The organism is Parabacteroides sp. AF48-14 (genome assembly GCF_003477465.1).
Taxonomy (GTDB): domain Bacteria; phylum Bacteroidota; class Bacteroidia; order Bacteroidales; family Tannerellaceae; genus Parabacteroides; species Parabacteroides acidifaciens.
In genome coordinates this window covers 1-26,294 of the sequence record NZ_QUDI01000029.1, presented here as the reverse complement: position 1 = coordinate 26,294, position 26,294 = coordinate 1, and the positions used below count along the sequence as shown (strand labels likewise).

The window sequence follows — 26,294 nt, the reverse complement described above, 5'->3', positions numbered from 1 at the left end:
AGGATAGAAAGATTTTGTATCTTTAGAGCAACTAAACAGGGTATCTTATGTTTGAACATTTTGATTTTCAGCAGATGATCAGTGCATTCATTGTATTGTTTGCTGTGATTGATATAATTGGTTCTATACCAATCATAATCAATCTGAAAGAAAAAGGTAAGGATGTGAACGCCATGAAGGCTACGGTTATCTCTTTTTTATTGATGATCGGGTTCTTTTATGCGGGTGATGTTTTGCTGCGGCTTTTCCATGTGGATATCGAGTCGTTTGCAGTGGCGGGATCGTTTGTGATTTCCTGCTCTCTCTGGAAATGATCCTGGACATAGAAATCTTTAAAAACCAGGGTCCGATAAAGGAGGCGACGCTTGTGCCGCTGGTCTTTCCTCTGCTGGCCGGCGCCGGTTCATTTACTACGTTGTTGTCTTTGAGGGCGGAATATGCCAATGTCAACATCGTGATCGCGTTAATACTGAATATGGTATGGGTGTATTTTGTTGTCCGTATGACGACCCGTATCGAACGTTTTTTCGGGAAAGGCGGAATTTATATTATCCGGAAGTTTTTCGGCATTATTCTACTGGCGATATCGGTCCGATTGTTCACGGTTAATATCAATCTGTTGATGGAAGCGATACAAGGGCATTGAGCAGGAACTATAAAGCTTCCTTTTTGCTTTTTACCTGTCCTTTTGGGACAACCGAATAGCTGCTGTAATCTCCGGCTAACTGGTTAGGCATCAAGTTTACGGATTTAACAGCAATGCCGTTCCCTTTTTTCGTAAATACCAGACACTGGTCATTTAGCTTTCTTTCTTCCAGATTGAATACCATATTCGGATTAAAATGCTGCCCGTTCACCCGTACTTCAAAATGGAGATGTTCGGTTGTTGCCCGTCCGGTGCGCCCTGTCAGTGCGATCGGCTGGCCTGCTTTTACGTGGTCGCCCGGTTTAACGAGGTTTTTGGAATTATGGCTGTAGACGGTTTCCAACCCGTTATAATGGCGCACTACGACTACATTCCCGTATGCGTAGTAAGGTTTTGCCAGACGGACGATCCCTTCAAAAGCGGATACGATTGTGTCGTTTGCACAAGTTTTCAAGTCCACACCCGAATGATGTCTTCTGCGTCCGGCATAAGGAGAGATTACTTTGGCTCCGGGTAAGGGAAATGCATAATCCTCTTTTTGTATGAGGCTGAGGTCGATCAGCATGGATGTTTCGTCAGCCATCAGTTTTGGATCCGCTACGGCGATATCGCTTTTCTCTCTGGCTGAAAAGTTTTCTGTTATATTTTTGCGTGGAGATGTTTGCGGGTTCAGTTCCGGTTCTTCCGGGAACAAAAAAGCGAAATCTGTGGCAGGAAGAGGCACTTCTGTTACCGGCAGGATCAAAATTGATTCTTGTTGCGGGACAGGTTGCGTTTGAGCCGTCCACAAAGAGTGGCAGGCACTTAATACAAATAATATGATGATTAACAGTAGACTATAGTGTGTTTTAAACATCTTGTGAAATTGTTAGCGCTACAAAAATAGGGAAAAACGGCTAAAGAAAATATCTCCTTTTTATTTGTTTACATATCATTCCGATTTCTTTATATTTATTATTGTATCGGAATTTGAGAGGGATTAAGTGAAAAAAGGCTTCCGAAATTGCTTCGGAAGCCTTTGAATGCCAAACTATTTGTGATTACTCACTTATCATTTGAATAAAGAACGGGCAATACCCAGTTCCAAACCGCGTAATTCAGCCAAGCTGCGTAGACGGCCGATGCAGGAATAACCCGGGTTTGTTTTTTTATGCAAGTCATCGATCATCTGGTGGCCGTGATCCGGACGCATGGCGATCGAGCAACCGCGCTCCTGCTCGATTTCGAGAAGCGCTTTCATAACTTCATAAACATTTACGTCGCCTTCCAGCAAGTTTGCTTCGTAGAAGTTTCCGGCTTCGTCGCGTTTTGTACTGCGTATGTGGACAAAGTCGATACGGTCGCCGAAGCGTTTCATCATACCGGCCAGATCATTATCGCCACGCACACCGAACGAACCGGTGCAAAGGCACAAACCATTGCTCTTGTTCGGAATCGCTTCGATCAGTTTGCAGAAATCTTCTTCTGTGCTCAGGATACGTGGTAAACCGAGAATAGGATAAGGAGGATCATCCGGATGGATAACCATGCGTGCGCCAACTTCGTCGGCAACCGGAGTAATCTCTTTCAAGAAGTAGATCAGGTTGGCACGAAGTCTTTCCGCGTCGATATCTTTGTAGCGGTCCAGTTCTGCACGGAACTGGTCCAGTGTGAAGCTCTCTTCCGAGCCGGGCAGACCTGCGATCATATTCCGGATCAGCAATGCCTTGTCGTCTTCCGTCATTTCATCGAGACGGGCTTTTGCGATTGCTTTTTCTTCGTCCGTATATTCCTGTTCGGCTGCAGGGCGTTTCAGGAGATAAAGGTCGAAAGCCATGAAAGCGGCACGTTCGAAGCGCAACGCCTTGGAACCGTCCGGCATGGTGTAAGCCAAGTTGGTACGCGTCCAGTCCAGAACCGGCATGAAGTTATACGTGATCACACGAATGTCGCAAGCAGCCAGATTGCGGATACTTTCTTTATAATTATCGATATATTTCTGGAAGTCTCCACTCTGTGTCTTGATATGTTCGTGTACAGGAACACTTTCCACAACGCTCCAGCGCAAGCCGGCAGCTTCGATCATATCTTTACGTTTCTGGATTTCCTCTACTGTCCATACTTCTCCGTTCGGGATATGGTGCAAGGCATTTACAATTCCGGTTGCGCCGGCCTGGCGGATATCGGAAAGGCTAACTGGATCGTTTGGTCCGTACCAGCGCCAAGTTTGTTCGCATAAATACATAATGTCTTGTTATTAATTAGGATTAAATAGAGAATGCATCAAACCCACCGTCTACAATCGCAATTGTTCCGGTTACGAATTTAGAAGCGTCGCTGATCAGATACTGGATTGTTCCGAACAATTCTTCCGGTGAACCCAGACGTCTGAACGGAGTATGTGCAATGACTGATTCGGCACGCGGAGTATAAGAACCGTCCGGATTAGTCATCAAAGTACGGTTCTGCTCAGTTAGGAAGAATCCCGGAGCGATCGCATTCACGCGCAAACCTTCACCGAATTTGATTGCCAGTTCGCCAGCCAGATATTTAGTCAGGTTGGAGATAGCCGCTTTGGCAGCACCGTAACCGACCACGCGTGTCAACGGACGCAAAGCAGATTCGGAAGAGAAATTCACGATCGCACCTTCTTTCTGTTGTGCCATTACATCGGCAAATACCATTGTCGGAAGAACTGTTCCGAACAGGTTCAGATCGACCACTTTGCGGAATGCATCTATGTTCAGGTCGAAAATAGTGCTGTCCGGTCCGATAGTCGCACCTGCCATATTTCCGCCGGCTGCATTCAGCAATGCATCGATACGGCCGTATTTAGCTAAGATGTCTTTTTTGTTCTGTTCCAGGACTTCTTTGTTCAACACATCAGTCAGGTAGAAGCTCGCTTCTCCTCCTTTTGCCTTGATTTCGGCAACAATCTGTTCTCCTGTTTCTGCTGCACGGTCGAGAATCACGATTTTAGCACCTTCTTCAGCCAAGTGGCCTGCAATACCCCGACCAAGGATTCCGGCTCCGCCGGTAATGATAACGACTTTGTCTTTAACGCAAAATAAATTAGCCATGTTTTTATTGTTTATGTTGTGATAATTCCATTGTTTCTGTTGTATTGTGCTCGCGCACACATCGGGCACAAAAGTATAGTATTTATTTATCAAACAAAAAGAAAACAAGGAAAAAATACCTTTTTATGTTTTCAAATATAATTGTTGTAGTATTTGATATTCTCTTTTATCAGAATGTCGATCGGCATGTAATTGATCTGCTCGACTTTCTCTTTCAGGACCAGATGGCGGAACAGAGCCCGTATGCAATTGAATCCTTGTACTTCCGGTCGTTGGGCGATCAGATGGGTGATATTGCCGTTGTTCAGGCAGGTGATGTTCGAATCGATCACATCATAACCGATCAGCCTGAACTTTTCTCCTTTTGCCTGGAAATATTTACCTAACAAATGAGCGCGCGAGTTGAATATGATACCGGCACTGACTTCCGGATGTTCCTTGAGGAAAGCATCCAGGACCTGAGTGTTCTTTTCCGGTTCGTCGGCATGCAGTTGTACGGAATAAATCCGTCCGTCGTAGTCCTTTTCTGTGAGATAATTACGGAAACCTTCTTCCCGTTTCATGACCTGCGTCACCTGCATTTCTCCTTTGCGGATAAAGCGGAAGATGGCGATATTCTCTGTCGGATTGATCTGTTCGTAAAGAAGACGACCGGCGATGTATCCGGAGTCATACGAGTTGGTCCCGTAGTAAGCCACGCAATTTGTGTTTTCGATGAATGCGTCAATCAAAACATATGGAATCTGTAATTGGTCCAGCCGGGAGGTCAGCTTGACCACGCTTTCGCGGAACTGTGTTGCAATCACGACACCCTGGCAGTCCGCCTTCTCGATCCGGGGGATAAGCTCGTCGAAGCTGCCTTTGTCATACTGGTTAAAACACATGCGCTCGACTTCAACATTATAGCTGAACATCTCTTGTTCCGCCTTGTCTATGCCTTCGCACAGTTTATCCCAATATTCGCCTTTTGCAAAAGAGGGGATCAGCGTGATGAAATGATAGTTCTTTTTCAGTGCAAGGGAACGTGCTATCAGGTTAGGATGATAGTCTATCTCTTTTAATACTTTTTCGACCTTTTTCTGTGCCTCTTCCGACACCTTACCCCGATTGTGTAATATGCGGTCAACGGTTCCGGTAGATACGCCGGACATTTCTGCTATGTCTTTTATTCTGTATGTCTTACCCATAAGCTGGAAAAGTTACAGCCCGCAGAAGTTTTCTTTTTGCGGGCTGCCTGTCTGTTTTATGATGATTATTGTTGTTCTGTTGTTGTCGAAATAGAATTTAATTTTCTGAATGTATAGCACTGCATCATGTATATCAGTGGTGCGGCAACGAAAAGGCCGACAAAAAACAGGATACAGCCCACTATTGCAATACCGATCATCGCCAATGCCAGCAAAAACAAAGGCATAACCTGTCCTTCGGTGAGCTTCCAGCTTTTTTGAAGGGATTCTATAATGCCGCAATCTTCTTCAACTATATAAGCCGAATAAAATTGCAGGCGGAGAGCCAGATAGATGCCCGGGACAATCAGTAATATTGTACCGATACTTACCGCAATACCCATAATAAGGCTGGCGACAAAATAAGTGACGATCTTGCGGGATTGCTGCCCGTAAGCAGAGAATTGTGGTTCTTCACCGTCAATTGTCTGGAACATGTTTTTGAAATACCCTAACATGAAAATACAACCGATGATAGCGCTGATCAGATTAACGACAATCTTGCCGACCATCGAACCTTGCGCCGGCATGCCGAACAAACTGATGATTGATGATAGGATAAAATATCCGATAAACAGCCCTGCCAGTACCCAAATCTGTGATTTAGTGTACTTCCATGAAGTGCTGAACACTTCTGAGATCATAAACTTTGGTTCCATGTGAATTGATTATTTAGGTTATATATGGCGTAAAATTAGGATAAATTATTGAATAAACAAATTACCCGTTAAAATTATGTAGCAATTCGAACGAATATATTTTCGATTGGTCAAAGTCTTGATATGTCTCTGATACAGAAATATAAAATAAGCAATTTTTTAGTATAAAAGAATGTATAAACGGGAAAAGTACAATAAAAAGATTCTACATTTGTACGTTTTTTTAGCAAGTGTAGCCCGCTGATAGTAACTATTGGACGATAAAATTCCAATTTTGTGTATAAAAAGAAGAGTTCTAAAGGCAGAAAATGATCATTCCAACGGCATGGAATAAAAGTTCCATCGGCATGAAACAAAAGTTTCACGAGCATGGAACAAAAGTTTCACGAGCATGGAACAAAAGTTTCACGAGCATGGAACAAAAGTTTCACGGGCATGAAACTAAAGTTTCACCCGGTAGAAAACGTGAAACTAAACGGGAAAGAAAATAGGTATTGAATATATATTAATAATGAATATGGATAAACAAATGTTGAGAACTACTATTACCCAATTGAGGCAAATCGCTTTATTTGCAGTGGGGGTGTCTTTATTAACCGCTTGTGGAAACAGCCAGGGCGGTATGAAATTAGGGGATAATGAATATGCTGTTCTGACAGTCAGTTCAACAACCAGTGACCAGTCAACATCCTATCCGGCAACTATCAGAGGTACGCAGGATATTGAAGTCCGTCCCCAGGTTTCGGGTTTTATTGTGAAGTTGTGTGTGGATGAAGGAGCGACTGTCCGCAAGGGGCAGGCTTTATTCCAGATCGATCCGACGCAGTATGCCGCTGCGGTAGGGCAGGCGAAAGCTGCCGTCGAAATGGCCAAAGCGAATGTGAGTACTTTGACGTTGACCGAAAAGAACAAAAAGGCATTGTTCGATCAGAAGATTATCAGTGATTTTGAATATCAGACAGCCATCAATCAGTTGATGTCGGCTAAGGCAAGTTTGGCCCAGGCGGAAGCCTCTTTGGTCAGTGCGAGCCAGAACCTGTCTTTCTGTACGGTGACGAGCCCGTCGAACGGCGTTGTCGGTACTTTCCCGTATCGTATCGGAAGTCTGGTAAGTCCTTCCGTTGCACAGCCATTGACGACTGTGTCTGAAATCGGCGATGTTTATGTTTACTTCTCCATGACGGAAAAAGAACTGTTAGGATTGACGAAAGCCGGTGGTACACTGAAAGAACAGCTGGAAAAAATGCCGGCCGTGCAATTGCAGTTGTCCGACGGATCGCTCTACCATGCAGAAGGAAAGATCGATGCCGTAAGCGGTGTGATCGACCAGTCTACCGGTTCTGTCAGCATGCGCGCCATTTTCCCGAATGACAAGAATATTCTGAGAAGCGGTGGAACGGGTAATATCGTTTTCCCGTACACAATGGATAATATCATTATGATCCCTCAGGCTGCTACGGTAGAAATCCAAGACAAGAAGTTCGTTTTCGTCCTGCAGTCTGACAACACAGTGAAGAATACGGAAATCCGGGTTTCAAATCTGGATGATGGGAAGAGCTATCTGGTTACGAATGGCTTGAAGTCCGGTGACAAGATCGTGATTGAAGGCGTACAGAAGCTGAAAGACGGCCAGGCTATCGAGCCGATTACTCCGGAACAGCAGAAAGCCAAGTACGATCAGGCTTTGAAAGACCAGCATGACGGTAATCTGAAGACCGCATTTAATTAATTACTCCCATTTGTTCGTTAAAAACAGAAAATATGAAATTAGATAGATTTATAAATCGCCCGGTGCTCTCTACGGTGATCTCCATCGTAATTGTAATCCTGGGTATCTTAGGCTTGTTGACCTTGCCTATTACCCAATATCCGGACATTGCACCTCCAACCGTGTCGGTGAGGGCCACTTATACGGGTGCCAATGCGCAGACCGTATTGAATAGTGTGATCGCGCCTCTGGAGGACCAGATCAACGGTGTGGAGAATATGATGTATATGACTTCAAATGCATCAAACAACGGTTCTGCCGATATTTCCATTTACTTCAAACAGGGAACGAATCCGGATATGGCGGCTGTCAATGTCCAGAACCGTGTCTCTATGGCACAAGGTTTGCTGCCGGCCGAAGTAACCAAGATCGGTGTGACGACGCAGAAGCGCCAGAACTCCATGTTGATCGTATTTGCCGTGTATGACGCGGAAGACCGTTACGACCAGAAGTTCCTTGAAAACTACGCCAAGATCAACCTGATCCCGGAAGTGCAGCGTGTACCCGGTGTCGGTGATGCAAACGTGTTGGGTACCGACTATTCCATGCGTATCTGGTTGAAGCCGGATGTGATGGCCGAGTATCATTTGGTTCCGACGGATGTTTCGACTGTTTTGGCTGAACAGAACGTCGAGGCGGCTCCGGGATCTTTCGGTGAACAGGGAAACCAGACGTTCCAGTACACGATCCGTTACAAAGGACGTTTGCAGACAGCCGAAGAGTTTGAGAATATGGTGGTTAAAGCCCTTCCCGACGGCGAAGTGCTCCGCCTGAAAGATATCGCGGATATCGAGTTGGGACGTTTGACTTATAACTTCTCCAATAAAGTAAACGGTCATAATGCCGTAGCTTGTATCGTTTACCAGATGGCCGGTACGAATGCGACCGAGACTATCAATAACATCCAGGACCTGCTGGTGGAATCCGAGAAGACAATGCCGCCGGGAATGAAAGTCGAAGTGTCTATGAATGCCAACGACTTCTTGTATGCTTCTATCCATGAAGTAATCAAGACACTGTTGGAGGCCTTTATCCTGGTGTTTATCGTGGTGTATATTTTCTTGCAGGATTTACGCTCCACGTTGATTCCGGCTATTGCTATTCCGGTTGCCTTGATCGGTACATTCTTCTTGCTTTCAATGATCGGATTCAGTATCAACTTGCTGACCCTTTGTGCTATGGTGCTTGCCATTGTAATTGTGGTCGATGATGCGATTGTGGTCGTCGAGGGTGTCCATGCCAAACTGGACCAGGGATATAAGTCGGCCAAGCAAGCTTCTATCGACGCGATGAGCGAGTTGGGCGGTGCTATCGTTTCCATTACATTGGTCATGATGTCCGTGTTTATCCCCGTAAGTTTCATGGGCGGAACAGCCGGTACGTTCTATCGCCAGTTCGGTCTGACGATGGCGATCGCAATCGGTTTGTCAGCCTTGAACGCCTTGACTTTGAGTCCGGCGCTGTGTGCGATGTTCCTGAAGCCCCATGAAGAAGAGCATGAGAATAAGAAGACGACGTTTGTCACGCGTTTCCATAAATCGTTCAATGCGGCTTATGACTCGTTGCTGAAGGGATATAAGAAACGTGTCTTGTTCTTTATCCAGAAGAAATGGTTAGCGTTCGGGACGGTTGTCGGTTCTATTGCCCTGTTGATCTTCTTCATGGAAGTTACGCCGACAGGTATGGTGCCGAATGAAGATACCGGTACGATCATGGGAGCAGTGACATTGCCGCCGGGAACATCAATGGAACGTACGCAGGAAATTATGCAGCGCGTCGATAGCCTGATCGCTTCTGATCCGGCAGTAAATCACGTACGGCAATTACCGGTTTCAGCTTTATCGGTGGTCAGGGACCTTCTTACGGTTCGTTTATCATTAAATTGAAAGACTGGGATGAACGTTCGATCATGCAAAGTTCGGATGTTGTTTACGGTAGTTTGTTCATGCGTGCGCAGAAGATTATAAAGGATGGACAGGTGTTGTTCTTTACTCCGCCTATGATCCCGGGTTATTCGGCATCCAGTGATATCGAGTTGAACATGCAGGATAAGACAGGTGGTAGCCTGGAGAAATTCTTTGATGTGTCAAAAGATTATATGGCAGCATTGATCGCCCGTCCGGAAATTAAATCCGCGCAGACGACTTTCAACCCCAACTTCCCGCAATACATGATCGATATCGATGCGGCAGCCTGTAAGAAGGTGGGCATCAGCCCGAGCGATATCCTGATGACGCTCCAGGGATATTACGGAGGTTTGTATGCATCCAACTTCAACCGTTTCGGAAAGATGTACCGTGTAATGGTACAGGCCGATCCTACTTTGAGAACGAATATGGAATCGCTGAAGAATATCAAAGTAAAGAATGGAGATAAGATGGCCCCGATTTCCCAGTTCATTAGCATGACAAAGGTATATGGCCCGGATATTATCAGCCGTTTTAATATGTACACATCCATGAAGGTGATGGTTGCTCCGGCCGACGGTTTTACCAGCGGCCAGGCGTTGAAAGCGATTGCAGAGGTGGCTGCGACCAACCTGCCTGCCGGTTTCGGTTACGAATTGGGAGGTATGGCGCGTGAAGAGGCTGAAACCAGCGGTAGTACGACAGGTTTGATCTTCCTGCTCTGTTTCGTATTCGTTTACTTGCTGTTGAGTGCCCAGTATGAAAGTTACATCCTGCCGTTGTCCGTATTGCTCTCCATTCCGTTCGGTTTGATGGGTAGCTTCCTGTTCGTGCAGGGATGGGCCGCTTTGGGTAATATCCCGGCTCTTAAGATGATCTTAGGTACGATGTCCAATAATATCTATATGCAGATTGCCTTGATCATGTTGGTGGGTCTGTTGGCGAAGAACGCGATTCTGATCGTTGAGTTCGCCCTCGAACGCCGCCGTATGGGTATGAGCATTACGTGGGCTGCCGTTTTGGGTGCCGCTGCCCGTTTGCGTCCTATCCTGATGACATCACTGGCTATGGTTGTCGGCTTGTTGCCTATGATGTTCGCATTCGGTGTAGGTGCTCATGGTAACCGTACGTTGGGTACTGCTGCTATCGGCGGTATGTTTATCGGTATGATTTGCCAGATATTTATTGTGCCGACCCTGTTCGTGGTATTCCAGTACTTGCAGGAGAAATTCAAACCGATTGAATGGGAAGACTTGGATAACAGCGACCTGAATACGGAAATAGAACAGTACGCAAAAACAAAATAAGAGATGACAATGAAGAATCAGATTATATATATGGTGTGTGCAACCGCTCTTCTGAGCAGTTGCCACATCTATAAAGCATACGACCGTCCGGACACGATTGAAACTTCCGGTGTTTACCGGGATCCGGTATCGGCCGTAGACACGTTGGCGGCAGATACGACCAATATGGGAAACCTGCCTTGGCAGGACATTTTCCGTGATCCGAAACTGCAGGCATTGATTGAAGAAGGATTGGCAAACAACGTAGATATGCAAGCCGCCATTCTCCGGGTGGAAGAAGCAAAGGCGCTGTTGACTTCGGCCCGTTTATCTTTCCTTCCATCACTTAACCTGGCTCCGCAGGGAACCATCACTAAGATGGAAAGCACCGGTTATGTAAAGGCTTACACGCTGCCGGCTGCCGCAAGCTGGGAGGTTGATTTGTTCGGAAAACTGTTGAACGCAAGCCGCGACCAGAAAGCTACTTATTTGCAGAGCCAATATGCACAGCAGGCCGTACGTTCGCAACTTATCGGCGGTATCGCCAATACCTACTTTACTCTGCTGATGCTCGATCGCCAGGTGGAGATCACAACTGAGACTGTCGGTATCTATAAGGAAAATGTCCGCGTCATGGAAGCCATGAAGACGGCCGGTATGACAACGGAAGCTGCCGTTGCCCAGATGCGTGCCGTGTATCATCAGGTATCCGGTTCGTTGATCGAGTTGCAACGCCAGGTGCGTGAAGTGGAGAACTCCTTGTCCGTATTACTGGCAAAAGCTCCCCAGCAGATCGACCGCGGTACGCTGGATGAACAGCTAATACCGGAAGAACTGATGGCCGGCGTTCCTTTGCAATTGCTGGAAAACCGTCCGGATGTGAAGATTGCCGAGATGACGCTTGCCAGTGCTTATTATACGACCAACCGGGCCCGTGCCGCCTTTTATCCGGGTGTGAACATTACGGCTACTGCCGGCTGGACGAATGGTTCCGGCGTATCGGTGGCTAATCCGGGACAGTTCATGTTCCAGGCATTGGCTTCCCTGGCACAGCCTATCTTTAACAACGGTAAGCTGATTGCCAACCTGAAAGTGTCGAAAGCCGAAGAGAAGATCGCCCAGATGAATTACCAGCAGGCAATCCTCGAAGCCGGAAAGGAAGTAAGCGACGCTCTTCATCTCTATGATGCGACTAACAGAAAGCTGATCCAGGACAAGTCTCAGATCGAACAACTGGAAAAGGCCGTTACCTACACAAATGCTTTGTTCCAGTCCGGACAGTCCACTTATCTGGAGATCCTGTCTGCTCAACAGAGCCTTTTGAGTGCACAATTGACTGAAGTTTCCGACAATGTCCAGCGTATGCAAGCTGTCATCAACTTGTATAGTGCTGTCGGTGGCGGAAGAGAATAATAACTTTTAAATTCGAATTATTATGATTAGTCCGTTAGCTTATGTAGATGCAAGTGCAAAATTAGGAGCGAACGTAACCGTTCATCCGTTTGCATATATCGATAAGAACGTGGTAATAGGCGATGACTGCGAAATTATGCCGCATGCCAGTATCATGAGCGGTACGCGTATGGGAAAACGGAACCGTGTCTTTAACGGTGCCGTGATCGCTGCCGAACCGCAGGATTTCCAATATAAAGGAGGTGATACGATCGTTGAGATAGGCGATGACAATGTGATCCGTGAAAACGTGGTGATCAACCGCGCCACGACTGCCGAAGGCAAGACGGTTATCGGCAACGGTAACTTCCTGCACGAAGGTGTTCATGTCTCCCACGACACGCATATCGGAAACCATAGCGTATTCGGTTATGGCAGCAAGATTTCTGGTAACTGCATGATTGAAGATTATGTTATTTTCGGCGGGAATGTCCTGGTCAGCCAGGGATGCCGCGTCGGGAAATGGTCGATGACGCAGACCGGTTGCCGCTTCCGCAAGGATGTGCCTCCTTATATCGTGGCCGCACAGGAACCGACAACCTATTACGGTGTCAACTCCGTGATCCTTTTGCACGAAGGTGTAAGTGAAAAGGTAATCAAGCACATCAGCCATGCCTACCGTATCATTTACTAGGGCAATACGAGTATCTTCGATGCCTTGCTAATGATCAAGGACCAGGTTCCGATGAGCGAAGATATCCAGCATATCATTGATTTTATCGGTGAGTCTAAGTTGGGTATTATCAAATAAATATGTTTTATATTCAAGAGAGTGAACAAGTTCGCTTCTTGACAAATATAAAGTAAACAGACCTCGTAGAGGCGGTTCGTGAACTGCCACTACGAGGTCTGCTTTTTTGATTCAAAACTTCTTACAACTGTATCTGTATAAGCAAGCGTGAAGGTCCTGACTCGTCAAGATCGCCTGCGGAATGGTATTGCAGTCCTTCATGGGGTTATAGTGCCGTAAAGGAATGAATCACCCGGCAGATAGAATGAACGATGCGGAATGTGTGCCCCCTCCGTACCTACCCGCTATTCATGTCACAGCCGTGAAACAAAAGAAATCCAACCGTAACATAGAAGGAAGACAGTTGTGACATGCAAAGAATACAGCCGTAACATGCAATAGAGGACCGATGTTTATCCGTTATTGGTTCATTATTTGCCAAAAACGAATAAACCTGGGAACAGGTTTATTCCGGTGTCCATGTGTCCATCCACCTCAATACAGGCAATCCGTTCTCGAACAGGATCGGAAGCCAGATATAACGGGCATCGGAGGGATGCTTCGGTGTCCAGCGATCGGCCATAAAGACAAAGGCGTCTTTTTTACCGGCTATCGGGAAGATAAACGTGCTTTGCGAATGGAAGGTCAGCTCGGCATCTTCTCCCTGGCATGGGTTCGGATGCTGTTTCCATGGTCCCCAGATGGAAGGGGCGGAGAACATGCGGGCTTCATTCGGAGCCCAACCCGTACAACCGGAGGTGATCATGAAATAAGTTCCGTCTTTCTTGAAGATGGCAGGAGCCTCGTTATGCCCGCCCGGAAAAATGCGGATGTATCGTCCGGTATGGCTCTGGTAATCGTCGGTCAGCTCGGCGATCTGCAGCGTCAGGTTTTCTTCCGACGAATAGATATGGTAGGCTTTTCCGTCGTCATCGACATAAATGGTCATGTCGCGCGACATCTGGCCGCCTTCCATATCCCGGCGGACGAACAGTCCTTCTTCCACGGCTTTACGCCATTCGGGCGTCCACCATTCCTTAAAATCATCAGCCTTTACTTGCAGGAAACGATATTCTTCCGGCATATTCTCCGGCCAGAATCCGGCACAAGGACGATAGGAATGGACGAAACGGTAAGGACCTGTCACCTTATCGCTTACGGCGACACCGACACGGGCGGCAGCATATCCTTTCCCTTTCAGTTCCAGATGGAACCACATAACGTATTTATTTGTCTTTTTATTGTAAACGACTTTCGGCCGTTCCAGGATGCAGCCACTTTCGATGTCGCTGTAAGAACCGACCGGCATGACCGGCATTGCAATACCTTCGTTCTTCCAGTGAACCAGGTCGCGGGAAGAATAGCAGGTCACGCCATCGAGGGCAACACTGGTCGTATCACTCTTAAACTCGCCGAACCAATAATAAGTACCTTCGGCATAAAGCATGCCTCCACCGTGGGCATTCACATGGACGCCCTTGTCGTCCGGCCATATTTCACTGGGACGTATCCCGCCTGTTTGTGTTTGTGAGTAACAGTACAAAGAGGTCAGAGCGAGACAATACGTAATTATAATTTCTTTCATATCAATTTATTATGTACAAATATAAGGATTTTTTCTTTATCTTTGTGTGAAAAGGAAAAACTACGTATTATGTTGAGAAATACTTATTCAGACCGATTGTTTTTAGTGCTCATTCTTGTTGTCCTGTGTATCGTCCCCGGTTCGGCGCAAGTCATTACTTCTATGGAAGATATTACCGGCGGTACATTTAAGGAACCCTATTCCCAAAAAGAAATAACCGGACTGCCTGCGTTCCGGCGTATTGCTGTCGTTTCGCATCCTGTCCCCGAATCCAATATCAGGATAGAAGTCTGGCTGCCTGCCAAGAATTGGAACGGACGCTTCTTGGGAACCGGAAATGGTGGGGGAGCGGGCAGCATCAGTTATGGCGCCCTGGTAAGCGGTTTAAGGAGAGGGTTTGCCGTCGCCAATACCGATATGGGAACTTCGCCTGCCGCCCATCTGCTTTACGACTCTCCTGAAAAATGGAAGGACTTCGGATATCGGGCAACACACGAGATGACGATGGTCGCGAAGAAATTCATCCGGGAATATTATGGAAAGGAACCTCTCTATTCTTATTTTCAAGGATGTTCTACCGGAGGGCAACAGGCGTTGTCCGAGGCGCAGCGCTATCCGGAGGACTATGACGGAATACTGGCCGGAGCGCCTGCCAACAACCGGACGCACCTTCATGCGATGTTTTTGTGGTGCCATGCTTTGTGTAACGAAGATCCGTCGCTTATGTTCACCAAGGAGCAGCTACAAAAAATAACGGAAACCGTTATACGCAGGAATGCAGGCAAGGACGGCGGCGCGTCGACTGATAACTTTCTGACCGACCCGAGAATGGCCGTTGCGGATGTCAACGAGTTCAGCTCTTTCTTATCTGCAAAGCAGGTAGAGATAGTGGGAAAGATACTCAATGGCCCTGTAAACCCGGTTACCGGTGAGAGAATCTATTGCCCTTTTCCTCCGGGTAGCGAAGACAAACCTTCCGGGCTGGAATACTTTCAGGGAAAATCGGCCGTGGAGGGATTGCTTTATCCTTTTATCTGGACTTTCGGGAAGGAGTTCGATTACCGTAAATTCGATTTTGACCGCGACATGGAGAAAGTCGATTCCATGCTGGCCCCGATATTGAATGCCAATAACCCTGATCTGCTGCCGCTGAAAAAGAGGAACGGCAAAATCATTATGTACACCGGCACATGTGATCCGATCGTCCCTTTCCAGGATGCCGTCAATTACTACGAACGGGTGGTCGAAAAGGTCGGCAGTTTGGAAGAGACGCAAGATTTCTTCCGTTACTTTATTATTCCCGGCATGAATCACTGCGGCGGAGGTCCCGGAGTGAATGATTTCGGACAATCGTTCCCGACACCTCCTAATCCTGACTGTGAGCAAGATGTCCTGACTTTACTCATGGATTGGGTTGAAAGGAATGAAGCTCCCGAACGAATGATCGCCACCCGGTATAAAGACGGTACGGTCGAGATGCAGCGGCCTGTGTATCCTTATCCGGATTTTCCTCGATACAAGGGTGGTGATCCGGCCAAGTCCCGGAATTATGAAAGGGCGACACATCCGAGAGGAAATGTTCCGGTTCCGGCAGGAAAATATCTGAAATAATTTATATCTTTGTGTAGTTTTAATATTCTCAAAGTCTAATCAAATAGAATGTATCATGAAAAATTTGTTGAAATCATTTTTAGTTCTTTTGGCCATTACGACCGCAGTTCCCTGTTTTGCCCAGAAAGCAAATAATACGTTGACGGAAAAAGAAAAGAAACAGGGCTGGACCTTGTTGTTTAACGGGAAGGATTTTACGGGTTGGAGACAATGCAACAACACCGGAATGCCTTCCAATTGGGTGATCGAAGATGAGGCAATGAAAGTCTTTACCGCTCCGGGAAAGAAACCGGGACATGGCAACAATGGCGATATCTTGTATAAAGAGAAGAAGTATAAGAATTTCGAACTTTCTGTAGACTGGAAGACAAGCCCGAAGGGTAATTCCGGTATTTTCTATTATGTACGCGAAGTTCCGGGACAGCCGATCTATTATGCAGCTCCCGAAGTGCAGGTGTTGGATAATGTGGATGCAGACGATAACAAGTTAGCGAACCATTTGGCCGGCTCTCTGTATGATATCTTGCCTGCTGATCCTAAGACAGTAAAACCTACCGGCGAATGGAATACTATCGTGATCCGTGTGAAAGACGGAAAAGTCACTCATACTCAAAACGGGAAGAAAGTCGTAGAGTACACTTTGTGGACAAAAGAATGGGACGATATGGTTGCCAATAGTAAATTCAAAGATTTCAAAGGCTTCCAGGAAGGTATCGCTCATGAAGGTTATATCGGTCTGCAGGATCATGGCTATCCTATCTGGTTCCGTAACATCAAGATTCGCGAATTGAAATAAATCCCATGCCCATGGAATTTGGATCGCATGCCCATGAAAATTGAATTGCATGGGCATGAAATAAAAAGAGGATAATCCAGTGAAGGGTTATCCTCTTTTTTATAAAGAATTAAATCTAATCTGATTTAAAGAGCACCCACTTCTTTCAAAGCTTCGTTTGTTTTGTGAACAGCTGCTGCGCTCTTTGCGAAGAGTTCTTTTTCTTCTGCTGTCAGTTCCAGTTCAACGATCTTTTCGATACCGTTCTTACCCAGGATAACAGGAACGCCGATGCAGAGATCAGATTCTCCGTATTCGCCTTCCAGATAAACAGAGCAAGGAACCATCTTCTTCTGGTTGTGGATGATGGACTCAACAACGAATGCTCCTGCTGCGCCCGGTGCATACCATGCGGAAGTGCCTAACAGTTTTGTCAGTGTAGCACCGCCAACCATAGTAGAAGCAACAACTTCCTGCAGTTTTTCAGCGCTCAACAGTTTGCTTACAGGGATACCTTTGTAAGTAGCCAGACGAGCCAACGGAATCATAGTCGTGTCACCGTGGCCACCGATTACCATGCCTTCAACTTCGTTAGCATTGCAACCTAAAGCCTGAGACAGGAAATATTTGAAACGGGAGCTATCCAGTGCACCGCCCATACCGATGATACGGTTTTTCGGCAGACCTAAAGATTTCAATGACAGGTAAGTCATTGTATCCATCGGGTTGGAGATTACTACCAAGATTGCGTTCGGAGAATATTTCAGGATGTTCTGCGCTACGCTCTTAACGATACCAGCGTTAACGCCGATCAGTTCTTCGCGAGTCATACCTGGTTTACGGGGAATACCTGAAGTGATGACAACAACGTCAGAGTTAGCTGTTTTTTCGTAGTCGTTTGTGCAACCTGTAACTGTGGTATCGAAACCAAGCAGCTGAGCAGTCTGCATCATATCCATTGCTTTACCTTCGGAAACACCTTCCTTAACGTCAAGCATTACAACTTCGTCTGCCACTTCATTGAAGGCAAGAACATTTGCGCAAGTAGCACCGACATTACCGGCGCCAACAACTGTTACTTTAGACATAATAATAAGTTTTATATGTTTTACTTATAATGATACTTCTATCTTTTTTAGCGTGAGCAAAGTTACAACGTATTGCGGAATAAAGAAATATTTCCGTATATATTTTGTGCCTTCCTTTATTAAATATAGCTAAAGCTCTGCGCCCTTATTCTACATATAATACCAGCCCTTTCAGATATTCACCTTCCGGGTGGTAAATGTTGACGGGATGATCGGCAGGCTGTGTCAGTTGGTGCAGAATACGGACGCTGCGGCCGGATTGGGCGGCTGCACTGAACACGGCCAGACGGAAGTTTTCCTTACTTACGACCTGCGAGCAGGAGAAAGTGAACAGGATGCCTCCCGGCTTGATCTTTTCGAAAGCGATGGCGTTCAGCTTGCGATAGCCTTGCAGGGCGTTGCGCAATACGTTTTTATGTTTGGCAAAGGCCGGCGGGTCGAGGATAATCAAGTCGTAGTTGCTTCCCATCTTTTCCAGATATTTGAACGCGTCTTCCGCATAAGCTTCATGGCGCGGATCACCGGGGAAGTTCAGTTCCACATTCTTCTTCGTCAGTGAGATGGCTTTGGCAGAGCTGTCGACCGAATGTACCACTTTCGCACCGCCACGCATGGCATAGAACGAGAAGCCGCCGGTATAGCAGAACATATTCAAGACGGAACGGCCTTTTGAGTAATGTCCCAGCAACGAACGGTTTTCGCGCTGATCGACGAAGAATCCGGTTTTCTGGCCTTTCTGCCAGTCTACACAGAATTTCAGTCCGTTTTCCAGAGCGATGTCCTCCACTTCGCCTCCGTACAAGTAGCCGTCTTCACTACCTAAGTTCGCTTTGTAGGGCAGTGTGGCTTCCGATTTGTAATATATATTCTGTAAAGAATCTCCCAGGACGGTTTTCAGCGCTTCGGCAATCTGGTGACGTGCGTAGTGCATGCCGACAGAGTGTGCCTGCATGACGGCTGTATGGGCATACATGTCGACGACCAGTCCCGGCAGGTTGTCTCCCTCGCCGTGTATCAGACGGAACGTATTGTTGTTCTCCACTCCGGCAAGCCCCAGCGTTTGGCGCAGGGTGTATGCAATGCGGATGCGTTCTTCCCAGAAAGCAGCGTCGATCGCAACCTGTTTGAATGATAAGATACGCACGGCGATACTGCCTATCTGATAATGTCCGATACCTAAGAAACGCCCGTTTGTCCCATATACTTCTACCAAGTCACCTTCTTCCGGCTCGCCTTCGATTGTCTGGATGGCTCCGGAGAATACCCAGGGATGGAAACGTAACAACGATTCTTCTTTCTTCGGTTTGAGAAATACTTTGCACTCCTTCATTTATATCTGTTTCAATTGGTTGTATATTTTCAGGCAGGCCCATGCGTCAAGGGCTGCATATTTTTGTTGCGGTTCGGTCAGCACATCGGCTTCCCAGTTGCTCAAGCGCTGTCCTTTTGATATTTTTTTATTGAACAGGATGGCGTATATCTTTTGCAGGCTGGCGTCTTCAATGCCGAACTGTCCTACATAATTCTGCAAATCCAGGAAATTGGCCGGCTCTATGTCCGTACGTCTCCGCATCGCTCCGAAGTCGTCACGCAGGGAAAGTCCGATTTTCAAGACTCTCTCGTTCGCCAGGAATTTTTCTAACGCTTCCGGTATATCGATCCGGTTCAGGCGGAACAGGAAACAAGCTTCGTCTGTCGATATCTGCATGAGCGATATCTTGTAGCGTTGTCCTTTCTTAAAGCTGGGACGGGTTTCGGTATCGAATCCGACTGCCGGAAACTCAGACAGGTAGCTGACCGCCTTTTCCGTATCTCTCAATGTGTCGATAACGATGATTCGTCCGGTAAACTCCTCTAAGGGAAGCTGGGATATTGCTTCTTTCGTTATTGAATGTGTATATTGTTGTGTCATTCTTCTTCTTCGTTGGTTTCTAAAGGCTCTTCCTCGCTGTATCGCACGGCATGAAGGGCTTTTAATGCATTTAATAATTGTTGTCCCCAAAATTCGCGGAAGTTGTTACGGCACAGGGAAATTGCTTCGAGCATCACCTCTTCGTTTCCCTGGCGGAACAGGGAGATGAAGTTGCCCGTGTCTTGGTAAACATCCGCCAGGTTTTCCGAGATAAAGGCGGCTATCGGTGTATCGCTGTATTGCATATCCGGATGGAAAGTTTCCAGATAAGAATCCTTTTCTCCCAATAATCCTGCAATCCGGTTGCGGACAGATTCATACATGTCTTCCGTAACAGTCAGTTCCGGGTCTGCATCTTCGTCCTCTTCCGCCTCGGGCAGGAGCGTGGCTTTCAGATAGAGTAGCGGCAATAGCTTGACCGCTTTGTCCAAAAAGTCAAAAAGACCGCTTCCGCCGGCATTCTCGACGAATGTGCAGAATTCCAGTGCAACTGTTACAAATTCCAGTGTGTTGCGTTCGTATATCGGGTTGTTTTCTTTTTCCATGCTGATTATCTTAATCGATACCTTTGCGTTTATAACCTGCAAAAGTAACAAATATATTTCGATAATCGGAATTATGGGAGTTATTTCCTTAAGGTTATAGAAAATACAAATCTCTTTTGTCTGCTAAGCCGGAGTAAATACTTTAAGGCCTGTTGGCCGGTAAACTGAGAGATTAATTGTATATTTGCAAAAACGTTCGATTTATGGAAACTGGAGTCAGAAAGCTGCCGATAGGCATACAGAATTTTGAGAATATTCGCAGGCGTGATTTCGTCTATGTCGACAAGACTGCCTTTGTCTATGAAATGGCAACGATGGGGATCCCTTATTTCCTGAGCCGTCCGCGTCGTTTCGGGAAAAGTCTGTTGTTGTCTACCTTTGAAGCCTATTTTGAAGGGAAGAAAGAGCTGTTCAAGGGATTGGCTATCGAGCGGCTGGAATCGGAATGGTTGCAATATCCGGTTTTGCACCTGGATTTGAATGCTGAAAAATATACAAGTCCGGAACGACTGGAATATATCCTGAGCAACAACCTGACGCAATGGGAAGAACTATACGGGAAAGGGGAGGATGAAAAGACGCTTCCGGCTCGTTTTATGGGGGTGATCCGCCGGGCTAACGAGAAGACGGGGATGCAAGTCGTCGTGTTGGTGGACGAATATGATAAACCCTTGTTGCAGGCGTTGAACAATGAAGAACTTTTGGGCGCGTACAGGGATACGCTGAAAAGTTTCTACGGAGTTTTGAAAAGTGCAGACCGGTATTTGCGTTTTGTTTTCCTGACGGGAGTGACAAAGTTTGCGCACGTCAGCGTCTTCAGCGATCTGAACCAGTTGTCGGATATCAGCATGGTGCCACGGTTTTCACAGATTTGTGGTATCACGTTTGAAGAATTGAAAAATAATTTCGAACCCGAAATAAAGGCTTTAGCCGAAACGAACAGCTTGTCATATGAAGGGGCGCTAGACAGATTGGAGCGTATGTATGACGGCTATCATTTCAGCGAGAATACGGTAGGGATATTTAATCCTTTCAGCGTTTTGAATGCCTTGCAATATAGCCGATTCGACAGTTATTGGTTTCAGACGGGGACACCGACTTTCCTTGTTGATGTATTGAAAAAGAGCGAGTATGACCTGCGAACATTGATTGACGGAGTGGAAGCACCGTCATCAGTTTTTACTGAATACAGGGTTGAGGTAATGAATCCGGTTCCGTTGCTTTACCAGAGTGGTTACTTGACGCTTAAGGAGTTTGATGATCGGTTTCGGTTGTATCGTTTGGGCTTTCCCAATGAAGAAGTGAAATATGGTTTTCTGAGTTTTATTGCTCCTTTTTATACAGCTGTTACGGATGATGAAAAAGGTTTTTACGTGGGGAAGTTTGTTCAGGAATTGGAAACTTGTAATGTCGATGCTTTCATGAATCGTCTGCAAGCCTTCTTTGCTGATTTTCCTTACGAGTTGAATGCGAAGACCGAACGTCATTATCAGGTTGTTTTTTATATAGTATTCAAGCTGATGGGGCAGTTCTGCGATGTGGAAGTGAGAAGCGCAAAAGGACGTGCTGATGCTGTTGTGAAGACGGCTGATTATATTTATGTGTTTGAGTTTAAGCTGGATGGAACTGTAGAAGAAGCTCTCCGGCAAATTGATGAAAAAGGCTATCTGATACCCTATCAATCTGAAGGAAGGCAGTTGGTGAAGGTCGGAGCTTCTTTCAGTAAGGAGGAACGCAATATTGCGGATTGGAAAATACAAATGTCGTAGGGAACTTTAAATTTTCTGTGTACATTTGCACGTTGTAAAATTATACGTAATGGCAAAGAAGACAACTGCAAAACAAAATACGAATAACGGCGAGAGTAAATTCAAAAGGGTTAAAAACTTTTTTACCAATGAACGCACCCGTTTCATAACCGGATTGGTTATTTCTATTATTACAATATATGTTGGTCTGGCATTGATCTCATTCTTCTTTACCGGAGGGGCGGATCAGAGCAAGATAGAGAATGTGCCGTTGGCAGACCTGGTCACAAACCGGGGATCGGTGGATAACTGGACGGGCGTGCGCGGGGCTTTCCTGGCGGACTTGCTGATGAACCGGTGGTTTGGAATCTCTTCGTTTCTGATCTTGTTTTTCTTGGGATCGGTAGGGGCGAAGTTGATGAACCTGAATAAAGTATCCTTGCTGAAACGTTTCCTGTTCAGTGCCGCGATGCTGATCTGGGGATCGGTGTTCTTTGCTTTTGTCTTTATCAGTGATACGAAGACACTTTCATCTATTTGGGAGGCCAGCACGGTTATTACCTTTCGGAGATGATGATGAATAATATCGGCATACCGGGTACGATCCTGCTGCTTGTCGGCATATTCCTGATCATTGCAATCTTCACCAGTAAGCGTACGATTCCGTTCCTGCAAAATGTCTTTTCTTTCGGATGGCTTAAGAACAGCTTGAAACGGAAGGAGAAAGAAACACCGGAAACGGAAGACGAACCTGAAAACGAAACGTTGCCGGAAGAACAGCCGGTGAGAGAACCGGTAATCACGCCTCGCAGACCGGTGAATGAAACAACTGCTGAGCCGGATGAATACGTTTTCGATACGGAAGCTGAAATCCGGAAAGCGGCAGAAGAAAACGAATTTGAATATACAATAGCAAAAGAGGAAGAGGACGCTCCGAAAACCGCAGAAGGTGAGAAGAATGTCGACTTTGAAGTGGAGATACCCGACGGCGAAGAAGAAATGTGCGACCAGGCGGAGTTAGGCAAATATGACCCGCGCTTGGATTTGTCTCGTTATGTGTTCCCCCCGCTCGATTTGCTGAAATTCTACGACTCCGGCAATGTGGAAGTCAACCGTGAGGAACTCGACGCCAACCAGCAGATGATTAAGCAGACGTTGGAAGATTTCGGCATCCGTATTGCTTCTATCAAGGCAACGGTCGGACCGACAGTGACGCTCTACGAGATCGTGCCGGAAGCCGGCGTGCGTATTTCCAAGATCAAAAACCTCGAAGACGATATCGCGCTGAGCCTTTCCGCCTTGCAGATTCGTATTATCGCTCCGATGCCGGGCAAAGGAACGATCGGTATTGAAGTGCCGAACAATAAGCCGCAGACCGTCTCGATGCAGTCTGTTGTCGCTTCCCGCAAATTCCAGGAGTGCACGTACGACCTGCCTGTGGCGATCGGAAGGACGATTATCAACGAAGTCTTTATGTTCGACCTTTGCAAAACGCCCCACTTGTTGGTGGCAGGTGCGACCGGGCAGGGTAAATCTGTCGGTCTGAATGCAATCATCACTTCTTTATTATATAGGAAGCATCCGGCCGAACTGAAGTTCGTGATGATCGACCCGAAACGGGTGGAATTTAGTATCTATTCGAAGATCGAACGGCATTACTTAGCCAAGTTGCCGAATGCCGACAAACCGATTGTGACGGAGCCGGAAGACGCGGTGGCAACCTTGAACTCGTTGGTGATCGAGATGGAGAACCGTTATGAGTTGCTGGTGAGCGCTTCGGCACGTAACATCAAGGAATATAATGAGAAGTTTATCTCCCGCCGCCTGAATCCGGAAAAGGGACATCGTTTCCTTCCGTATATCGTGGCGATAGTCGACGAGTTTGCCGACCTGATCGCTACTTCCGGTCGCGAAATCGAAATGCCTATTTCCCGTATCGCGGCTAAAGCCCGTGCCGTCGGTATTCACATGATCTTAGCAACGCAACGTCCGGATACGAAGGTGATCACCGGTACGATCAAGAGTAATTTCCCGAGTCGTATCGCCTTTAAGGTGATGTCGCAAGTCGACTCCCGCACGATTTTGGATGCACAAGGCGCAAACCGCCTGATCGGTAAAGGCGATATGTTGATCCTGATTACCGGAAGTAGTGAGCCGACGCGTGTGCAGTGTGCATTTGTCGATACGCCGGAAGTGGAAGATATCGTGGAACATATCGGAGAGCAGGTGGCTTATCCGACTGCTTACCTGTTGCCGGAATATGTTGGAGAAGGAGGCGATTCTTCGATTGCCGGAACGGTGGATCTGTCTGACCGCGATCCGCTCTTTGACGAGGCGGCCCGCCTGATCGTGATCCAGCAACAAGGTTCGACTTCGCTTATCCAGCGTAAGTTTGCAATCGGCTACAACCGTGCCGGCCGTCTGATGGACCAGTTGGAAGCAGCCGGCATTGTCGGTCCTTTTGAAGGAAGCAAGGCACGCCAGGTATTGATTCCGGATGAATACAGCCTGGAACAGTTGTTGAATTCGTTAAAGTGAAAATGATAAATGAATTATAAATTGAAAATAACTCGACTATCCGTTCTGCTGTTGTGTCTTCTGCTCGGATTCAACTTGGAGGGCGGGGCGCAGAACGCCACGTCTATCCTGGATAAAGCGGCTTCCGCTTACGAGAATTCGAATGGTTTGAAAGCCTATTTTACGATGCAGACGCGCTCGGATGTGCAAAAAGTATCGGAGAGCTTTGACGGGACAATCGATATCAAAGGCGATAAATTCGTGTTGAAAACCCCGGATATGATTACCTGGTTCGACGGGACGACACAATGGTCGTATGTCGAGCGCAATGAAGAAGTGAATGTGTCGACACCGACGGGAGAGGAGTTGCAGACGACAAATCCTGCGTTGCTGCTCCGTTCCTATAAGAAAGGCTTTTCTGCTACGCTAAAAGGAGAAAGTACCGCCCCGAACGGCAAGGCTGCCTATGATATCGAATTGACGCCTAAAAAGAAAAGCGATATCATAAGAGTAGAACTCCAGATCGAGAAGTTTTCCGGCCTTCCCGCTTCGATCGCCGTATTCGCCAAGAACGGACTCAGCAATACGATCCGTATCGGCAAAATGGAAACGGGAGTAAACCAACCGGATTCTTTTTTTGTTTTTAACGAAAAAGACTATCCTGATGCAGAGATCGTAGACCTTCGGTAAATTAAGAGTTAAGAATTAAAAATTAAAAAATACGAGATGAATACAAATCAGAATGAAAAGGTTCGCTGCCTGATTATCGGTTCCGGCCCTGCCGGCTATACGGCGGCTATATATGCTTCACGTGCTAATCTGTCTCCTGTCCTTTACGAAGGCATCCAGCCGGGCGGACAGCTTACCACTACAACCGAAGTCGAGAATTTCCCCGGTTATCCGGAAGGTGTGACCGGTACGGAACTGATGGAAGACCTGAAACAACAGGCTGCCCGCTTTGGGGCGGATATCCGCATCGGTATTGCTACGGCGACAGACTTGTCGGCCGCTCCTTATAAAGTGACGATCGACGGTGAGAAAGTGATTGAGACGGAAACATTGATTATTGCTACCGGAGCGACCGCCAAATATTTAGGATTGCCGGATGAACAGAAATATGCAGGCATGGGCGTGTCTGCCTGTGCTACTTGTGACGGTTTCTTCTACCGCAAGAAAGTGGTGGCTGTCGTGGGAGGCGGAGATACGGCCTGCGAAGAGGCTCTTTATCTGGCCAGCCTGGCAAAGCAGGTTTATCTGATCGTCCGCAAGCCGTATTTGCGTGCTTCGAAAGTGATGCAGGAACGCGTATTGAACGCCCCGAACATTACGGTGCTGTTCGAACATAACACCGTCGGCTTGTTTGGCGAGGATGGCGTCGAAGGCGCACACCTGGTGAAACGCATGGGCGAACCGGATGAAGAAAAGGTAGACATCGCCATCGACGGTTTCTTCTTAGCTATCGGACATAAGCCGAATGCCGAGATCTTCAAGCCCTGGATCGAAACGGACGAAGTGGGCTATATCAAGACAATTCCGGGTACGCCGAAAACAAAAGTCCCGGGCGTATTTGCCGCCGGTGACGTTGCCGACCCGCATTATCGCCAGGCCATTACGGCTGCCGGCAGTGGTTGCGCCGCTGCAATCGAGGCGGAACGCTATTTGTCGGAGCACGGGAAATAAATGATGATTTAGCGATGCAAATATAACGGCCTCGTAGGGGCGGTTCGCGAACCGCCCAAATAGCGACGTTGTCTTAGGGCTGTAAGCCCGGCAGATCTCA

General features: G+C 47.0%; 17 protein-coding genes and 4 pseudogenes. 11 read left to right on the top strand and 10 right to left on the bottom strand.

Translation table 11 applies throughout. The features are described from left to right. Positions 1 to 47 precede the first annotated feature (47 nt). A pseudogene (locus tag DW083_RS14130) lies at positions 48 to 646 on the top strand (MarC family protein). Positions 647 to 653: 7 nt separating this feature from the next. Here the strand turns inward: DW083_RS14130 and DW083_RS14125 are convergent. From DW083_RS14125 to DW083_RS14105, 5 genes are all read right to left on the bottom strand, one after another. Further along, positions 654 to 1,502, bottom strand: a complete 849-nt coding sequence (locus DW083_RS14125) for a M23 family metallopeptidase (protein WP_122332803.1) — start codon at positions 1,500 to 1,502, stop codon at positions 654 to 656. A gap of 195 nt (positions 1,503 to 1,697) precedes the next feature. Continuing rightward, positions 1,698 to 2,870 carry a mannonate dehydratase gene (gene uxuA, locus DW083_RS14120; protein ID WP_122332802.1) on the bottom strand — a complete coding sequence of 391 codons (1,173 nt, stop codon included), beginning with the start codon at positions 2,868 to 2,870 and terminating at the stop codon, positions 1,698 to 1,700. A 22-nt stretch (positions 2,871 to 2,892) separates the two neighbouring features. Continuing rightward, positions 2,893 to 3,705 (bottom strand): SDR family oxidoreductase, encoded by an 813-nt coding sequence (locus DW083_RS14115; RefSeq protein ID WP_115499575.1) that lies wholly within the window; start codon positions 3,703 to 3,705, stop codon positions 2,893 to 2,895. Positions 3,706 to 3,836: 131 nt separating this feature from the next. Continuing rightward, positions 3,837 to 4,892 carry a LacI family DNA-binding transcriptional regulator gene (locus tag DW083_RS14110; protein WP_122332801.1) on the bottom strand — a complete coding sequence of 352 codons (1,056 nt, stop codon included), beginning with the start codon at positions 4,890 to 4,892 and terminating at the stop codon, positions 3,837 to 3,839. 65 nt (positions 4,893 to 4,957) lie between these two features. Further along, positions 4,958 to 5,590: a hypothetical protein gene (locus tag DW083_RS14105; RefSeq protein WP_115499573.1), complete on the bottom strand. Its 633-nt coding sequence runs from the start codon at positions 5,588 to 5,590 to the stop codon at positions 4,958 to 4,960. 517 nt (positions 5,591 to 6,107) lie between these two features. Here DW083_RS14105 and DW083_RS14095 point away from each other — a divergent pair. The 4 genes and pseudogenes from DW083_RS14095 (at position 6,108) to lpxA (ending at position 12,754) form a co-directional block, all read left to right on the top strand. Then, a complete protein-coding gene (locus DW083_RS14095; RefSeq protein ID WP_115499625.1) occupies positions 6,108 to 7,319 on the top strand; it encodes an efflux RND transporter periplasmic adaptor subunit in 1,212 nt (403 codons plus the stop codon). Between the two features lie 32 nt (positions 7,320 to 7,351). Then, a pseudogene (locus tag DW083_RS14090) lies at positions 7,352 to 10,572 on the top strand (efflux RND transporter permease subunit). A gap of 3 nt (positions 10,573 to 10,575) precedes the next feature. Then, entirely contained in the window at positions 10,576 to 11,964 is a 1,389-nt protein-coding gene (locus DW083_RS14085) for an efflux transporter outer membrane subunit (RefSeq protein ID WP_122332799.1), read from the top strand. 22 nt (positions 11,965 to 11,986) lie between these two features. After that, positions 11,987 to 12,754: pseudogene (gene lpxA, locus DW083_RS14080) on the top strand (acyl-ACP--UDP-N-acetylglucosamine O-acyltransferase). A 445-nt stretch (positions 12,755 to 13,199) separates the two neighbouring features. Here lpxA and DW083_RS14075 read toward each other — a convergent pair. Continuing rightward, positions 13,200 to 14,318, bottom strand: a complete 1,119-nt coding sequence (locus DW083_RS14075) for a glycoside hydrolase family 43 protein (RefSeq protein ID WP_122332798.1) — start codon at positions 14,316 to 14,318, stop codon at positions 13,200 to 13,202. 69 nt (positions 14,319 to 14,387) lie between these two features. Here DW083_RS14075 and DW083_RS14070 point away from each other — a divergent pair, with 69 nt between their 5' ends. Together DW083_RS14070 and DW083_RS14065 are read left to right on the top strand one after the other, a co-directional pair. Then, positions 14,388 to 15,929 (top strand): tannase/feruloyl esterase family alpha/beta hydrolase, encoded by a 1,542-nt coding sequence (locus DW083_RS14070; RefSeq protein ID WP_199659181.1) that lies wholly within the window; start codon positions 14,388 to 14,390, stop codon positions 15,927 to 15,929. A gap of 55 nt (positions 15,930 to 15,984) precedes the next feature. Further along, positions 15,985 to 16,725 carry a DUF1080 domain-containing protein gene (locus tag DW083_RS14065; protein ID WP_122332797.1) on the top strand — a complete coding sequence of 247 codons (741 nt, stop codon included), beginning with the start codon at positions 15,985 to 15,987 and terminating at the stop codon, positions 16,723 to 16,725. Positions 16,726 to 16,850: 125 nt separating this feature from the next. Here the strand turns inward: DW083_RS14065 and mdh are convergent, their stop codons facing one another. From mdh to DW083_RS14045, 4 genes are all read right to left on the bottom strand, one after another. Further along, the gene (mdh, locus tag DW083_RS14060) at positions 16,851 to 17,792 is read right to left on the bottom strand and encodes a malate dehydrogenase (RefSeq protein ID WP_115499518.1); all 942 of its coding nucleotides are present in this window, start codon (positions 17,790 to 17,792) and stop codon (positions 16,851 to 16,853) included. A 145-nt stretch (positions 17,793 to 17,937) separates the two neighbouring features. Further along, positions 17,938 to 19,122, bottom strand: coding sequence for a class I SAM-dependent rRNA methyltransferase (locus DW083_RS14055; RefSeq protein WP_115499519.1), 1,185 nt, complete (start codon positions 19,120 to 19,122; stop codon positions 17,938 to 17,940). Next, positions 19,123 to 19,704 carry a 3'-5' exonuclease gene (locus DW083_RS14050; protein WP_115499520.1) on the bottom strand — a complete coding sequence of 194 codons (582 nt, stop codon included), beginning with the start codon at positions 19,702 to 19,704 and terminating at the stop codon, positions 19,123 to 19,125. It abuts the gene before it with no gap. After that, positions 19,701 to 20,249, bottom strand: a complete 549-nt coding sequence (locus DW083_RS14045) for a DUF5063 domain-containing protein (protein ID WP_122332796.1) — start codon at positions 20,247 to 20,249, stop codon at positions 19,701 to 19,703. Before DW083_RS14045 ends, DW083_RS14050 begins: the two co-directional genes overlap by 4 nt. A 203-nt stretch (positions 20,250 to 20,452) precedes the next feature. Here DW083_RS14045 and DW083_RS14040 point away from each other — a divergent pair, with 203 nt between their 5' ends. From DW083_RS14040 to trxB, 4 genes and pseudogenes are all read left to right on the top strand, one after another. Beyond that, positions 20,453 to 22,018 carry an ATP-binding protein gene (locus DW083_RS14040; protein WP_122332795.1) on the top strand — a complete coding sequence of 522 codons (1,566 nt, stop codon included), beginning with the start codon at positions 20,453 to 20,455 and terminating at the stop codon, positions 22,016 to 22,018. Between the two features lie 49 nt (positions 22,019 to 22,067). Beyond that, a pseudogene (locus tag DW083_RS14035) lies at positions 22,068 to 24,535 on the top strand (DNA translocase FtsK 4TM domain-containing protein). A 27-nt stretch (positions 24,536 to 24,562) separates the two neighbouring features. Further along, positions 24,563 to 25,204, top strand: coding sequence for an outer membrane lipoprotein carrier protein LolA (locus DW083_RS14030; protein ID WP_370039178.1), 642 nt, complete (start codon positions 24,563 to 24,565; stop codon positions 25,202 to 25,204). Positions 25,205 to 25,240: 36 nt separating this feature from the next. After that, positions 25,241 to 26,194, top strand: a complete 954-nt coding sequence (gene trxB / locus DW083_RS14025; protein ID WP_122332793.1) for a thioredoxin-disulfide reductase — start codon at positions 25,241 to 25,243, stop codon at positions 26,192 to 26,194. The last annotated feature ends 100 nt before the right edge of the window (positions 26,195 to 26,294 follow it).